Source organism: Streptomyces sp. TRD_SC_5, from assembly GCF_056836825.1.
In genome coordinates this window covers 6,400,913-6,414,564 of record NZ_JBWZZS010000001.1, presented here as the reverse complement: position 1 = coordinate 6,414,564, position 13,652 = coordinate 6,400,913, and the positions used below count along the sequence as shown (strand labels likewise).

General features: G+C 69.4%; 10 protein-coding genes and 1 pseudogene. 5 read left to right on the top strand and 6 right to left on the bottom strand.

Features of this window, described 5'->3' with window-relative positions; all coding sequences use genetic code 11:
* Nucleotides 1–36 precede the first annotated feature (36 nt).
* On the top strand, nt 37–183 hold the full coding sequence (locus AC1P0E_RS29325; protein ID WP_482745117.1) for an LPFR motif small protein: 147 nt from the start codon (nt 37–39) through the stop codon (nt 181–183).
* 94 nt (nt 184–277) lie between these two features.
* Nucleotides 278–2,695: a Tex family protein gene (locus tag AC1P0E_RS29320; RefSeq protein ID WP_482745116.1), complete on the top strand. Its 2,418-nt coding sequence runs from the start codon at nt 278–280 to the stop codon at nt 2,693–2,695.
* A 224-nt stretch (nt 2,696–2,919) separates the two neighbouring features.
* On the opposite strand, the gene AC1P0E_RS29315 is transcribed toward AC1P0E_RS29320, so the two are convergent.
* Nucleotides 2,920–3,897 carry a recombinase family protein gene (locus tag AC1P0E_RS29315; RefSeq protein ID WP_482745115.1) on the bottom strand — a complete coding sequence of 326 codons (978 nt, stop codon included), beginning with the start codon at nt 3,895–3,897 and terminating at the stop codon, nt 2,920–2,922.
* A gap of 597 nt (nt 3,898–4,494) precedes the next feature.
* Here AC1P0E_RS29315 and AC1P0E_RS29310 point away from each other — a divergent pair.
* The gene (locus AC1P0E_RS29310; protein ID WP_482745114.1) at nt 4,495–5,895 is read left to right on the top strand and encodes an MFS transporter; all 1,401 of its coding nucleotides are present in this window, start codon (nt 4,495–4,497) and stop codon (nt 5,893–5,895) included.
* A 141-nt stretch (nt 5,896–6,036) separates the two neighbouring features.
* On the opposite strand, the pseudogene AC1P0E_RS29305 reads toward AC1P0E_RS29310, so the two are convergent.
* The 4 genes and pseudogenes from AC1P0E_RS29305 to AC1P0E_RS29290 form a co-directional block, all read right to left on the bottom strand.
* A pseudogene (locus AC1P0E_RS29305) lies at nt 6,037–7,252 on the bottom strand (DUF4158 domain-containing protein); the annotation flags it as partial.
* A gap of 149 nt (nt 7,253–7,401) precedes the next feature.
* The gene (locus tag AC1P0E_RS29300; protein WP_482745113.1) at nt 7,402–8,139 is read right to left on the bottom strand and encodes a dienelactone hydrolase family protein; all 738 of its coding nucleotides are present in this window, start codon (nt 8,137–8,139) and stop codon (nt 7,402–7,404) included.
* Nucleotides 8,140–8,383: 244 nt separating this feature from the next.
* Entirely contained in the window at nt 8,384–8,986 is a 603-nt protein-coding gene (locus AC1P0E_RS29295) for a Tn3 family transposase (protein ID WP_482745946.1), read from the bottom strand.
* A 56-nt stretch (nt 8,987–9,042) separates the two neighbouring features.
* Entirely contained in the window at nt 9,043–10,134 is a 1,092-nt protein-coding gene (locus AC1P0E_RS29290) for a DUF4241 domain-containing protein (RefSeq protein ID WP_482745112.1), read from the bottom strand.
* Between the two features lie 720 nt (nt 10,135–10,854).
* On the opposite strand from AC1P0E_RS29290, the gene AC1P0E_RS29285 reads away from it, so the two are divergent.
* Nucleotides 10,855–11,016, top strand: a complete 162-nt coding sequence (locus AC1P0E_RS29285) for a hypothetical protein (RefSeq protein WP_482745111.1) — start codon at nt 10,855–10,857, stop codon at nt 11,014–11,016.
* Nucleotides 11,017–11,021: 5 nt separating this feature from the next.
* Nucleotides 11,022–11,987: a serine integrase family protein gene (locus tag AC1P0E_RS29280; protein ID WP_482745110.1), complete on the top strand. Its 966-nt coding sequence runs from the start codon at nt 11,022–11,024 to the stop codon at nt 11,985–11,987.
* Here the strand turns inward: AC1P0E_RS29280 and AC1P0E_RS29275 are convergent.
* Nucleotides 11,959–13,596 carry an ABC-F family ATP-binding cassette domain-containing protein gene (locus AC1P0E_RS29275; protein WP_482745109.1) on the bottom strand — a complete coding sequence of 546 codons (1,638 nt, stop codon included), beginning with the start codon at nt 13,594–13,596 and terminating at the stop codon, nt 11,959–11,961. The genes AC1P0E_RS29280 and AC1P0E_RS29275 overlap by 29 nt on opposite strands.
* Nucleotides 13,597–13,652: the final 56 nt, after the last annotated feature.

The window sequence follows — 13,652 nt, the reverse complement described above, 5'->3', positions numbered from 1 at the left end:
ATGTGTGTCGGGCACCGAGACAGCAGGAGGTACAACGTGTTGCGTGCGATTGCAGATGGACTCCGGATGATCGGCTCGGCCATCGCGACAGTGGTGACCCTTCCCTTCCGGCTGGTCGCCAAGCTCTTCGGAGGCGCGTCCAGCACCGCGTCCCGCGGCGGTGGACGCACGCGCCGCGCCTGAGGGACCGGCCGGGGCGCGCGCGACACGGGACCCGACGACCCTGCACAATGCAGGCTCAAGCACAGCCCGCAGGAGAAGGCGAGTCGGGAACATCGTGACGACGTCCATCGAAGGCAGGATCGCCGAGGAGCTCGGCGTAAAGGAACGGCAGGTCCGAGCCGCCGTCGAATTGCTCGACGGCGGCTCGACCGTGCCGTTCATCGCTCGCTACCGCAAGGAAGCGACCGAGATGCTCGACGACGCGCAGCTGCGCACGCTCGAGGAGCGGCTGCGGTATCTGCGCGAGCTGGAGGAGCGGCGGACCGCGATCCTGGAGTCCGTACGCGAACAGGGCAAGCTGGACGACGCCCTTGAGGCGCGGATCCGGGCCGCCGACACCAAGGCCCGGCTGGAAGACATCTACCTGCCGTTCAAGCCCAAGCGCCGCACGAAGGCGCAGATCGCGCGCGAGGCGGGACTCGAACCGCTGGCCCAGGGGCTGCTGGCCGACCCTTCGGTGGAGCCGCTCGCGGCCGCCGCCGCGTTCGTGGACGCGGAGAAGGGGGTGGGCGATGCCCAGGCCGCTCTGGACGGTGCGCGGTCGATCCTGACCGAGAGCTTCTCGGAGGACGCCGATCTGATCGGTGAGCTGCGCGAGCGCATGTGGTCCCGCGGGCGGCTCGTCGCGAAGGTACGGGAAGGGAAGGAGGAGGCCGGCGCGAAGTTCGCCGACTACTTCGATTTCGCCGAGGCCTTCACCGCGCTTCCCTCGCACCGGGTGCTCGCCATGCTGCGGGGCGAGAAGGAAGACGTACTGGATCTGGTGCTGGAGCCGGAGGAGGCTTCGGAGGCGGCCGGGCCTTCTTCGTACGAGAGCATGGTCGCCCGTCGGTTCGGGATCTCCCAGCAGGGCCGCCCCGGTGACAAGTGGCTGGGCGACACGGTGCGCTGGGCTTGGCGGACCAGGATTCTCGTGCACCTCGGGATCGATCTGCGGCTGCGGCTGCGCACCGGGGCGGAGGACGAGGCGGTACGCGTCTTCGCCGCCAACCTGCGCGATCTGCTGCTTGCCGCGCCGGCCGGGACGCGGGCGACACTCGGGCTCGACCCCGGTTTCCGTACGGGCGTGAAGGTCGCTGTGGTGGACGCGACCGGCAAGGTCGTCGCGACCGATGTGATCTACCCCCATGTGCCCCGGAACAAGTGGGACGAGTCGCTGGCGACGCTGGCGCGGCTCGCCAAGGAGCACGATGTCGAGCTCATCGCCATTGGCAACGGCACGGCGTCCCGCGAGACCGACAAGCTCGCCGGTGAGCTGTGCGACAAGCATCCCGAGCTGAAGCTGACGAAGGTGATGGTCTCCGAGGCGGGTGCGTCCGTGTACTCGGCCTCCGCTTTCGCTTCCCAGGAGCTTCCGGACATGGATGTGTCGCTGCGCGGCGCGGTGTCGATCGCGCGGCGGCTCCAGGACCCGCTCGCGGAGCTGGTAAAGATCGATCCGAAGTCGATCGGGGTCGGGCAGTACCAGCACGATCTGGCGGAAGTGAAGCTCTCGCGCTCGCTGGACGCGGTGGTCGAGGACTGTGTCAATGGTGTGGGCGTCGACGTCAACACCGCTTCCGCGCCGCTGCTTTCGCGGGTGTCGGGTATTGGATCCGGGCTCGCCGAAAACATCGTCGCGCACCGGGATGCGAATGGTCCGTTCCGGTCCCGGAAGGGGCTGAAGGATGTGGCGCGGCTCGGTCCGAAGGCGTACGAGCAGTGTGCGGGCTTCCTTCGTATCCAGGGCGGCGAGGATCCGCTGGACGCGTCGAGTGTGCACCCCGAGGCGTATCCGGTGGTGCGGGCGATGGTGAAGACGGCGGGGAGCGGGGTCGGGACGCTCATCGGGAACACGGCTGTGCTGCGGTCGCTGCGGGCCGGTGACTTCGTGAACGAGAAGTTCGGGCTGCCGACGGTGTCGGACATTCTGAGGGAGCTGGAGAAGCCGGGGCGCGATCCCCGGCCCGCTTTTAAGACAGCCACCTTCAAGGAAGGCGTCGAGAAGATCGGGGACCTGGCGGCGGGGATGGTCCTGGAGGGCGTGGTGACGAACGTCGCCGCGTTCGGGGCGTTCGTGGACGTGGGTGTCCATCAGGACGGGCTCGTGCATGTGTCGGCGCTGTCGAAGACGTTCGTCAAGGACCCGCGGGACGTGGTGAAGCCGGGTGACGTGGTGAAGGTCAAGGTCATGGACGTCGACATTCCGCGTAAGCGGATCTCGTTGACGCTGCGGCTGGATGACGAGGCGGTGTCGCCTCCCGGCGAGGGGAAGCGGGAGCGGGGCGGGGGCTCGGGCGGCCGTGCGCCTGCGCAGCGGCAGGGTGGCGGCGAGCGTCGTGGTGGCGGTGGCGGTGCTGCCGGCGAGCGTCGTGGCGGCGGTGGCGGCGAGCGTCGTGGCGGCGGTGCTTCTCGGCAGGCGCCTGCGCCGGCCAACAGTGCGATGGCGGATGCGTTGCGGCGGGCGGGGCTTACGGACCCGAAGCGGGGCTGACGGGGTCGGTGCGGGCGGGTACGGGGCGGGTTCCGCTGCGCGGGGCTTTCCCCTGCCCGCCCCTTCCCGCAACCGGGGCTCCACCCCGGGCCCCGGTCCTCAAACGCCGGACGGGCTGGGGTTGGCCGGGGAGGCGAATGTGCGCCCGTACGACTAGGGAGGACACGCCCGAAGAGGCCGTGTTCTCGTATAGCTGCCGCCACCCGTCATGTAGCGCTGAGTAACTACGCGGGGCTGCGGCCACGCTGCTGAAGGGCGGCGAAGTCGGCGTGTGCCGACTCGACTGCCTCCGGATACGCCTGGGTCTTCTCGTGCTCGGCGAGCGCCCGGTAGATGCTCGCGACCGAGGGGTTCTGTCCCTTGCGCTTGCCGGTGGGGATGATCAGGTCGGGCTGGATCTGCTCGACGGACTCGCCGAGCGCCTTGCGCCGCAGCACGGTGTGCAGCATGTCGTCGGTGATGACCGGGGGCCGGCCGCCGTACTTGCCCTTGCGGGCCGCGGTCTCCAGCCCTTCCAGCGTCGATTCGCGGATGTTCTCCCGCTCCGTCTCCGCCATAGCGGCGAAGAAGCCGAACAGCAGCTTGCCGGGGCCGGTGGGGTCGTAGATGCCGGGCAGCGGCCCGGCGAGCATCTCCAGCACCAGGCCGTGCTCGGTCAGATGGTCCGCGAGGGCGGTGAGCTCTGCCGCGTCCCGTCCGAGTCTCTTCATCTCGAACACGGTGAAGATGACCCGGCAGTGCGGGGCATGCGCCTTGACCTCCCGGGCGGTCCTCAGCGCTTCCTCGAACTGCGGGCGGACCTTGATCCGGGTGCTGATCTTCTCGCTGAAAATCTTGTCCCTGCTGATGCCGTGCTTGGCGAGCGCGTCCAGCTGTGAGTCGAGCTCCTGGCTGAGGTGCGAGCAACGGGCGTAGCCGATGCGGATGTCCGCGCTCGGCAGACTGGGATCGACGGCGGCGGGCACCGACTTGCCGGGCCGCCAGGGCTGCCCCGGCCCTCGGTTGACCGGGGTCGGCACCCGCAGTTCCTTCGCCAGCTTCGGCACCTTGGTGAAGCGGCCGGTGTGGTAGGCGCTCGTGACTGCCCCGCTGCGCGAGCGGCACGGTGAGCCGGGGGCGGCCTTGCACTTCGGGCACGGATGGCGCTCGATGAGATCGGCTTCGGACTCAGGTCCGGTGGAAGGTTCTTGAGGGGCCGTCATGGACCCGGATTCTCGCACAACGCAAGTCTCAGAACCCTCCTCCTGACACCTTTGCGTGCGAACGGGTTCTGAGAGTCGATCCGCTTCTTGATGGCCTTTGCCCGACTCTTTTTGATCTTGCTCGGGCAGAGGACCGCTTCTGACAGTGGAGGCTGAGCGTTGCGGCCGGGCAGGGGGCGGGTCCGTTCTGGTGTGCGGCGTGGCATGGGGGTGTTGTAGTGTGTTCGAGTTCCTGTGCCGAGGTTTCGGTGGCAGTGACCGGACTTCCTGTTCCTTCTGTGTCGATCTTGGGGTGACGTCTTATTAACCAGGCCATGTAGTCGTCCGTGTTCCCCGCGTGCTGTTGTGTCGCACGTGTCCGGGGGCGGACGTCGCGCTGGCCTGAGTTGCGTCACCCATCCCCGCAGTTTTCCTTCCCGGGTGCAACTCTGCCGTCTGCCCCGGGTTCCGTGTTTTCCGGCCCCGGTGCGGCTGTCGGCAGGGCTCCCCGATTCCTTTGGATCAGGAGTTCCCGTTTTGTCTTCCTCCGCGCTCGGCAACGAGCCAGGGCACACCACCACCCAGACCCCGACCCACCCATCACCTGGACCCTCGAAAATGGCCATGGGGGTCTGGATCGCCCTCCTGGTGCTGCTGACCGCCGAGCTGATGAACATGCTCGACCAGTCGGTCGTCCTGACCGCCCTGCCCGCGATCCAGGAGTCGACCGGCGCCGGACCGGTCGCGGTGCAGTGGCTGACCACCGCGTATTCCCTGCCCGTCGCCGTCGGGCTGATCACCGGCGGACGGCTCGGTGACATCTACGGCCGCCGCAGGATCCTGCTCATCGGCACCGTCGTGTTCACCGCCGCCTCGCTGCTGTGCGGTCTGGCCACCGGCCCGGGCGTGCTGATCGTCGCCCGTCTGCTCCAGGGCGTCGGCGTGGCCGTGATGATCCCGCAGGTCCTGGCGACCATGCACGTCACCTTCGAAGGCCAGAACCGCAGCAAGGCATTCGGCCTGTACGGGGCCGTCCTGGCCATCGCCAACGTCCTGGGCCCGGTCCTGGGCGGCGTGCTCACCCAGGCCGACCTGTTCGGGCTGTCCTGGCGGCCGATCTTCCTGGTCAACGTGCCCGTCGGGCTGGCCGTACTCCTCCTCGGACCCACATTCATCCCCGAATCGACCGTCCGCAAAGCCGACCGGCTCGACCTGGTCGGCATGCTGCTGTCCGGCCTGGCCATCGTCCTGATCCTCTTCCCGCTCACCGAGGGCCACGCCCACGGATGGCCGCTGTGGTGCTTCGTCATGCTCGCCGCCGGCGTCCTGGTCCTTGGTGTCTTCCTGCGCCACCAGCGGCGCAGGCAGGACAACGCCCCGCTGGTGACCCTGTCCCTCTTCCGGGTCAGGCAGTTCTCCGGGGGCATGGCCGCGGACCTGCTGCACGGCCTGCTGTGCGGCCTGTTCTTCATGACCTGGACGCTGTACCTGCAGCGCGGGCTGGGCTTGAGCCCGCTTGAGGCGGCCGTGGCCTTCGTGCTGCTCTCCGTGGGAGAACTGGGCGGCGCGACGATCGCGGCGAAGACCGCCGGACGTTTCGCCCGCCGTCTGCCGCAGGCCGGAGCCCTCATCGCGACCGCTGCGATGGTCACCTACGGGCTCCAGATCGGCAGCCACCAGGCCGACCTGACCCTGCTGGCGATGACCGCTCCGGTGGTGCTGATCGGCTTCGGCCTGGGCATGGTCTCCGGCCCGCTCGCCGATTTGTCGCTCGCCAGGGTCCCGCACGAGGACGCAGGCTCGGCCTCGGGCTTGTTCAACACCGCCATTCACCTGGGCATCGCGCTGGGCACCGCGCTCACCGCCGTGGTGTTCTTCGCCATCACCGGCGGCTCTCCCGACGGCGCGGTCAACCGCGACGCGTTCGTCACCGTGCTGTGGTGGGTCGGCGGCCTCCTCGCCCTGATGTGGGCCCTGATGTTCTGCCTGCCCAAGCAGGCCGACAACCAGGCCGACTGAGCCACCCCCAGGTCCCGGCCGGCACGTCGGCCGGGACCTGGGCCCTCAGCCCTCCCCGGCCTCCCCGTCCTCGGCGGCATCGGGGTCCCGGAAGGGGCGCAGGCCCGGCCCGGTCCGCTGGTCGTGATGTTGACAGGTAGCGGCCCAGGTCTCGCGCATCGCCGCCTCGGCCGTCCCGTCGTCCTCGGGCACCAGAGCCTCCACCGTCGCGACCGCGCCGGCCACCGCCGTACGCGGCACAGCCTCCTCCACCGCCGCCCCCACAGCGCCGCGACGTCCAGGACCGCGTCATGCTCGGCAAGCAGGTCCAGTTCCTCGGCGAGGATCTTCGAAGCCTTCGCCAGGATGCGCGCGGCCTTCTCCATCTGCGGCAGCATTGCCAGGCGCTCGCGCTCCGAGGCCCGACGCGCGGGGCTGATCAGCCGGTTCGCCATCAGCACCGCGAACAGATCCAGCGCGTCGTCGACCGCCTGCGCCTCCAGCTGCCGCACCACCGCCGTCAACAGCGCCGTGCGCCGCGGCTCCGGTGCCCGCTCGATCGTCTGCGCCTTGCTCAGCTGCCCGTACCGGGCCAGCGTGGACAACCGGTTCACCGGCACCCGGAACAGATTCACCCGGCCCAGCGCGAACGCGGAGATCTCCTCCACCCGCTCCATCGCGCGGACCATCGCGGTGCCCGTCGACTTCACCGGCGGCGTGCGCAGCCGCTCCAGCTCCGAGACCCGCTTGCCCTCCGGCACTGCCAGCAGCTGGGCCAGCGCCGGCGCGAGCGCGGGATCGGCCCGGTGCGCGGCACGCGCCACCGCCTCGTACAGCCGCCGCTCGGCCGCCGTACGGCCTCCGACACCTGCCGGGCCAGCACCGACACCCCCGGCAGCAGCACCCGGTTCTTCCGCAACCATGTCACCGCATGATTGAAGAGGGCCACCGGACCTTCCGCGTGTGTCCACGCCCGCCCGTACAGGAACCCGCGGAACTCCCGCCCCCACCGCCGGTCGGCGAAGTCGCGGTACCTGAACCGCTCCTGAATCTCCTCCGCGTGCTCGTACGGCGTCCTGCGCCGCTCGGGATACCGCTTCACGCACGACGCGTCCTCGATGCCGAGCTGCCCGGCCAGGTACTCCACGACCTCCCACGGCACCGCCAGCGGATCATCGGCCAGAAACCGGCCGATGTAGCGGACGGTGCAGATCTGCACCGCCATGCCCAGCCGGTGGGCGTCCGTGCGCCGCAGCGCGATCAGGTCACGGTCGTCGTCATCGAGGAAGAAGAACCGCTCCAGCTCCGGGCGCGTGGGCACCTGGGTGAACGTCCCGTACGCCTCGGCCTGCTCGTCAGTCAGAAATTCCACCGGCACGAGGCGGACCGTAGCCAGCGCCAACAGCCGCCCGGTGACCTTTCCACGAACCCCAACGGCACCCGCACCCCCTGTGCTAGCCGACCATGATCGATCTCAACGGCACTTTCTGTACCGCAACTACTCACACCCGAGCATGCTTACCTGGGTCATGCCCCAAGGTCCTCCGTCATGGGCAGGCACTCGGCGAGCAGGTCGACGACGTCGCGCCAGGCTCGCTGCGCGTGCCGTGGGTGGTAGCCGACGCCGGGGACCACAGGGTGGCCGACCGGCGGGTGGTGGAAGGCGTGCAAGGCGCCGCCGTAGACCGCGAGGCGCCAGTCGACGCCCGCGGCCTGCATCTCAGCGGTGAACGCGTTCCGTTGCGCGGGCGGCATGATCGGGTCTTCCGACCCGACCCCGGCCCACACCGGGCAACGAATGCGCGCCGCCTCACCCGGTCGGCCCGTGGTCAGTGCGTTGACTGTCCCGATCGCGCGCAGGCTGACGCCGCCGCGCCCGAGTTCCAGCCCGACGGCGCCCCCGGTGCCGTAGCCGACGGCGGCGATCCGGTCGGGGTCTGTCCGCGGTTCGGTGTGCAACACGTCGAGCGCCGCATGGCCGATGCCCCGCATCCGGTCGGGATCAGCGAGCAGCGGCAGGCAACGGGCCAGCATCTCCTCGGGGTCGCCCAAATAGCGCCCGCCGTGAAGGTCGAAGGCCAGCGCTATATATCCCAGTTCGGCGAGAGCATCGGCCCGGTGGCGCTCGACGTCGCTGAGCCCCATGCCCTCTGGTCCGAGCAGCACCGCGGGCCGGCGGTCGACACCGGCTGGGAGCGCGAGGTGCCCGATCATCGTCAAACCGTCGGCCGGATACTCGACCGTACGCGTCGTAATCGTCGTCATGAGACTGGACTGTAGTGATCGTCGGGCCCGGTCCGGCTGGTGTTCTGCCGCTGGCAGAACAGCGCGGGTATCCCTCTGAAATACGGCGAGGGCTCACGAGAACCGTCACAAACCCCGTCCCCACGGCAGCGCTATCGGATCACCTGCCCAGGCCACGGTGTTGGAGGCTGACCCTCTCAGCAGGATTCTGGGGTATACCGGCCCGCTCCCGTGAAGGGTGTCACCAGCTAGTTCACCTCACGGTTCAAGCGGCCTGGCCGAGGCCGACGGGGGTCAGGTCCTGCTCGCGCAGCGGGGTGAAGTCGACGTCGAGTTTCGGGTCGTACGCCTCGGGCTGGATGCCGAGTTCGTGGGTGCTGTACTCGCCGAACCGGTTGATGTGTTGGGTCAGGTACGGCGAGATGTGCGCCAGGTCCTCCGGGTCGATCTCCCAGCCCTCCTCCAGCAGCTGCCGCACGATCTCCGCGATGTCCAGGGCGTTGTGGAAGATCACCGCGTTCGTGAGCAGCGCGTTGAACTTCATCGCCTTCTCCTGCTCGATGGGGTCGTTGTCGGCGATGACGCCGCGGTTGCCGAAGCCAATCCACTGGGAGAACCGGTTGAACGACTCCACCTTGTTGGTCGCCGCCGTCACCCGCCGGCGAAGCGGCGCGTCGGAGAGGTAGCGCAGCAGCTGCACGGTGCGGATCACCCGGCCGACCTCGCGGAAGGCGGCGTAGGTGGCGTACTTTCGCGACCCGGAGCGCAGGCGCTTGAGCAGTGTGGAGGAGGAGATGGTGCCCTCGCGTACGGAGACGGCCACGCGCATCAGGTGGCGGAACTGGGACTCGATCAGGTCGAAGTCGATGACGTGCTTGCCCGGCTCTCGGGCAGTGCGGCCTCGCGCCGATGGTCGGCGGCTCCTTACTCTCCCCCGTCGGCGGAATGGAGCTGGAAGTCGACGACGACGCTACCAACCTGTCCGTCATCGGTGCGGCCGATCCAGACGGGGTAGGCCCCGTCGCCCTGGCCGGCACGGAAGGCGATGAGGTTCGGCTCGGGCTCCGTGCTGGGCAGTTCGACGGTGAAATGGCTGTCGAGGGGTATGAACAGGTCCTCGTCCAGCTGGTCTTCGATCACCGTCCGAGTCACATCCATGAATGCCGCTGTGCCGGTATCCACGCCAACCCCGTAGAACTGGCCCTCGCCGAGCAGCCCGAGGTCCTCGTCGGGCCGGAGGGCCATTTCCCACTCGCGGGGCGGGATGTCCAGGAACGTCACCCTGGCCGCGGCGACACCGGCCCCGCGGGTCGTGCGCAAAAGCGACAGCGTGACCGGGAACTCGCCCGGTGGCACAGCGACGGTCCGCGGGGTCTCTCCGATCCAGCCGGGGTCCGAGACCGCCAGCTGCCCTGACGTGATCCGCAGCAGGCCGGCGTCAACGGGCTCGACGACGGCCGGCCCATCCGGAGTGTCGCACGCGCCCGGACTGAACATTTGCTCAATTCCGGTGGCGCGCAGCGGTCCCGCTCCTTCGTCCACCGACACGTCGCTCAGGACGACGGTCGTGGCGGGCTCGTGGCACTGCTGGGCGAGGAACGGCGCGAACACCTGCCAGTCGCCGAATTCCGGTACGGGGCAGAGGAAGCTTTCGACGGGCGCCGGGAACCGCCGCACGGGGACGCTCGACGGGCCGGATGCTCGAGCGTGCAGTGGCTCCGTCGACGCTCCTCTCGGCCCGGCGAACTCGGACCTCACCTCGACCTGCCCGTCGGCCGAGACGGTCGTGGTCTCCTGCACATCCCACTTCGAGGACGAGTACTCCTGCTCGTTGGAGAACTGCCATCGGGTGTTCCGGTGAGCCAACAACATCCCCGTGCTGTGCGGCTTGAGGTCGATCATCTGCATGCGCCAGGACCTGTCGTCGAACAGATACACACGCCACATCCGCCGCGGCCAGTATTCGACCAGTGCCAGCGGTCGCTCCCGCGCGGACAGCAGAACCGCGTAATCCATCCCGGCAGCATGTCTGCGTGCCGCGACCGCGCGCGACATCGGGTCCGGATGGGTCATTCCCCGATAGGAACCCCACATGTCGCCGTACGACACATCAAGACTGTCGAAGATCACAGCCGCCCATCTCCCCCCCGTGGCACCAGCCACCCCCGAGCAGTGGCGCTCGACGGGTGACCCCTGCCGCAACGCCCTGCCCTTCCGAAGCTTCGTTGTGCCGCAGTCTGCCACTGAGGTGTGACACATAGGATTGTGGGAGGCCCGCCACCTGGGGTTACCGACGAAATGGGCCGCCCCAGGTGACGAAACAACAGTCGGTTCGGCGTGCCTCATCGGTGATGCGTGCGTTCGCGTCAGCGCCGACGCTCAGGGGCGGGAACGTGGGCACTCCTGCGCGGGAATCCAACCCGGCGGAAGCCACGTTACGACTGGTCAACGAATTCCGTCGGTTGCCCACAGAGACGGAGCGACTGACCGGCTGGCTCGCAGGCTTCCGCGTCCCCACCGTCTACAAATCACCCGCGATGAAATCCTGAACCCCATGGCCTACCGCAGCCGCCACCGACTCGCAAACGTACGAATGACGACAGGTGCCGCAGGTGTCCAATGAACCCGTACATTCCGGGGCCTCACGAAGGCGCGGATCCAATCAGATCCGATGACGGCTGGCGACAGGGTTTGATGACACCTCGGGTCCGATGTGCCGACAGAACGAGGAAGAGAGTGGTCAACCTGGTTTACAAGCGGGTGTCGACCGCCCAGCAGTCGACCGACCGTCAGAACCTCGTCCTGGACGAGGCCGACATCGAGGAGCCGGTGGTCTTTGAGGAAGAGGGCGGCACCTCCAGCCGCCTTCATCCGCTGGAGCGCCCGGCGACCTGCTGACGTACGTGCGGCCGGGCGACACCGTGCACATCTCCGAGATGTTCCGCCTCGTACGCGGCACCCAGCACATCCTCGACGTGCTCGACGTCCTGCACCAGGGCCGCCTCGCCCTGCGCATCCACGACGGCGCGTTCTCCGCCATGGACCTCACCGCCCGCCACCCGCGCACCGGAGAGTTGTTGTCCACCGTGAAGTTCATGGTGCAGACCCTCGCTGCTGCCGGCGAACTCCAGCGCGAGCTGACGTACGACGGACTACGGGCTGCCGAGGCGAAGGGGAACAAGGGCGGGCGCCGCCCGGCCGTCTCGGCCGGGAAGGCCGACGCCGTGCGCGCCGCGTACCTGGAAGGAGGGTCCATCGCCGCCCTCGCTCGCGATCACAACGTCAGCCGCGGCGCCATCCGCACCGCCGTCGCGGACCTGCTGCCCGAGTACACAGTCGGCGACACGGGCGCCCCGACCCCGGAGCTGTCGGTGGTCCTCGACATGCCGGGCAAGGTCGCCGACTTCCTCCGCGCCACTGATCTGGCGCCCGCCGAGCGCACCGTGCTCGACCAGGGCGTGACCGTACGGCGCGGCCAGGGCTACACCTTGCGCATCACCGCTGTGCCCGCGATCCACCGCCGACTCCTCGACCTCTGCCAGGCCCTCAGCGGCGCTGCGGCGGTCCCGGCACCAGCGCAAGGCCCGCCACGAGTACGAGAACCGCGTCAACCTGCATGCCCCCACTACAGATCTCGGAAGTCAGTCACGCTCCGCTACATGACGGGTGGCGGCAGCTATACGAGAACACGGCCGAAGAGCGCCCCGGGAGCCGGTGGCCGGCGCCCGGGGACGTTGTCAGAGCCGTGGCTTGGGCGGCCGGCGTCAGAGCCGCTGCTTGCCCGCGCCGCCTCAGGCGCGGCTTGCCCGGGCCACGTCGGGTGCGGCCGGCCCGGGTGCGTCAGAGTTCGGTTACCTTGCCGTCCGTGACCTCGATGCGGCGGGTCGTACGGACCGCGTCCAGCATGCGGCGGTCGTGGGTGACCAGCAGCAGTGTGCCCTCGTACGAGTCCAGTGCCGACTCCAGCTGCTCGATCGCCGTCAGGTCCAGGTGGTTCGTCGGCTCGTCGAGGACCAGCAGGTTTACGCCCCTGCCCTGGAGCAGCGCGAGCGCGGCGCGGGTCCGCTCCCCCGGTGAGAGCGTGGTGGCGGGGCGCAGTACGTGCTCGGCGCGCAGGCCGAACTTGGCCAGGAGCGTGCGTACTTCCGCCGGTTCCGTGTCGGGGACCGCCGCGCAGAAGGCATCGAGGAGCGACTCGGAGCCGTAGAACAGGCCCCGCGCCTGGTCGACCTCGCCGACGACCACACCCGGGCCGAGCGCCGCGTGGCCCCCGTCCAGCGGGAGGCGGCCGAGGAGGGCGGCGAGCAGCGTGGACTTGCCCGCGCCGTTGGCCCCGGTGATCGCCACGCGGTCGGCCCAGTCGATCTGGAGCGTCGCCGGGCCGAAGCCGAAGTCGCCGCGTCGGACCGTTGCGTCGCGCAGTGTGGCCACTACCGCCCCGGAGCGCGGGGCCGTCGCGATCTCCATGCGCAGCTCCCACTCCTTGCGGGGCTCGTCGACGACGTCGAGGCGCTCGATCATGCGCTGCGTCTGGCGTGCCTTGGCCGCCTGCTTCTCGCTCGCCTCGCTGCGGAGGTTGCGGCCGAGCTTGTCGCTGTCGGTGGACTTGCGGCGGGCGTTCCTGACGCCCTTGTCCATCCAGCCGCGCTGCATCTGGGCGCGGCCTTCGAGTGCGGACTTCTTGTCGGCGTACTCGTCGAAGTCCTCACGGGCATGGCGGCGCGCGGTCTCGCGCTCCTCCAGGTACGCCGCGTAGCCGCCGCCGTACAGCTTGATCTGCTGCTGGGCGAGGTCCAGCTCCAGGACCTTGGTGACCGTGCGGGTGAGGAACTCGCGGTCGTGGCTGATGACGACGGTGCCTGAGCGGAGGCCGGAGACGAAGCGCTCCAGGCGCTCCAGGCCGTCCATGTCCAGGTCGTTCGTGGGCTCGTCCAGGAGGAAGACGTCGTACCGGGACAGGAGGAGCGAGGCGAGGCCGGCGCGGGCGGCCTGGCCGCCGGAGAGGGCTGTCATCGGCTGGTCGAGGCCGACGGTGAGGCCCAGGGACGCCGCGACCTCCTCTGCGCGCTCGTCGAGGTCCGCGCCGCCCAGGTCGAGCCAGCGGTCGAGGCTGTTCGAGTACGCGTCGTCCGCGCCCGGGGTCCCGTCGACGAGCGCCTGCGTGGCCTCGTCGAGGGCGGTCTGGGCGGCGGCCACTCCGGTACGCCGGGCCAGGAAGGCCCGTACCGTCTCGCCTTCGCGGCGCTCCGGCTCCTGCGGGAGGTGGCCGACGGTCGCGGTGGGCGGCGAGAGCCGCAGCTCGCCCTCCTCGGGGGTGTCGAGTCCGGCGAGCAGGCGCAGCAGCGTGGACTTGCCCGCGCCGTTCACGCCGACGAGGCCGATCACGTCGCCGGGAGCGACCACGAGGTCGAGCCCGGAGAAGAGGGAGCGGTCGCCGTGGCCTGCGGCGAGATCTTTGGCGACGAGAGTTGCAGTCATCAGGACACGAATCCTACCGAGCGCCCGCGGCGGGGTGAGCGGCAGCTGTGTGGGGC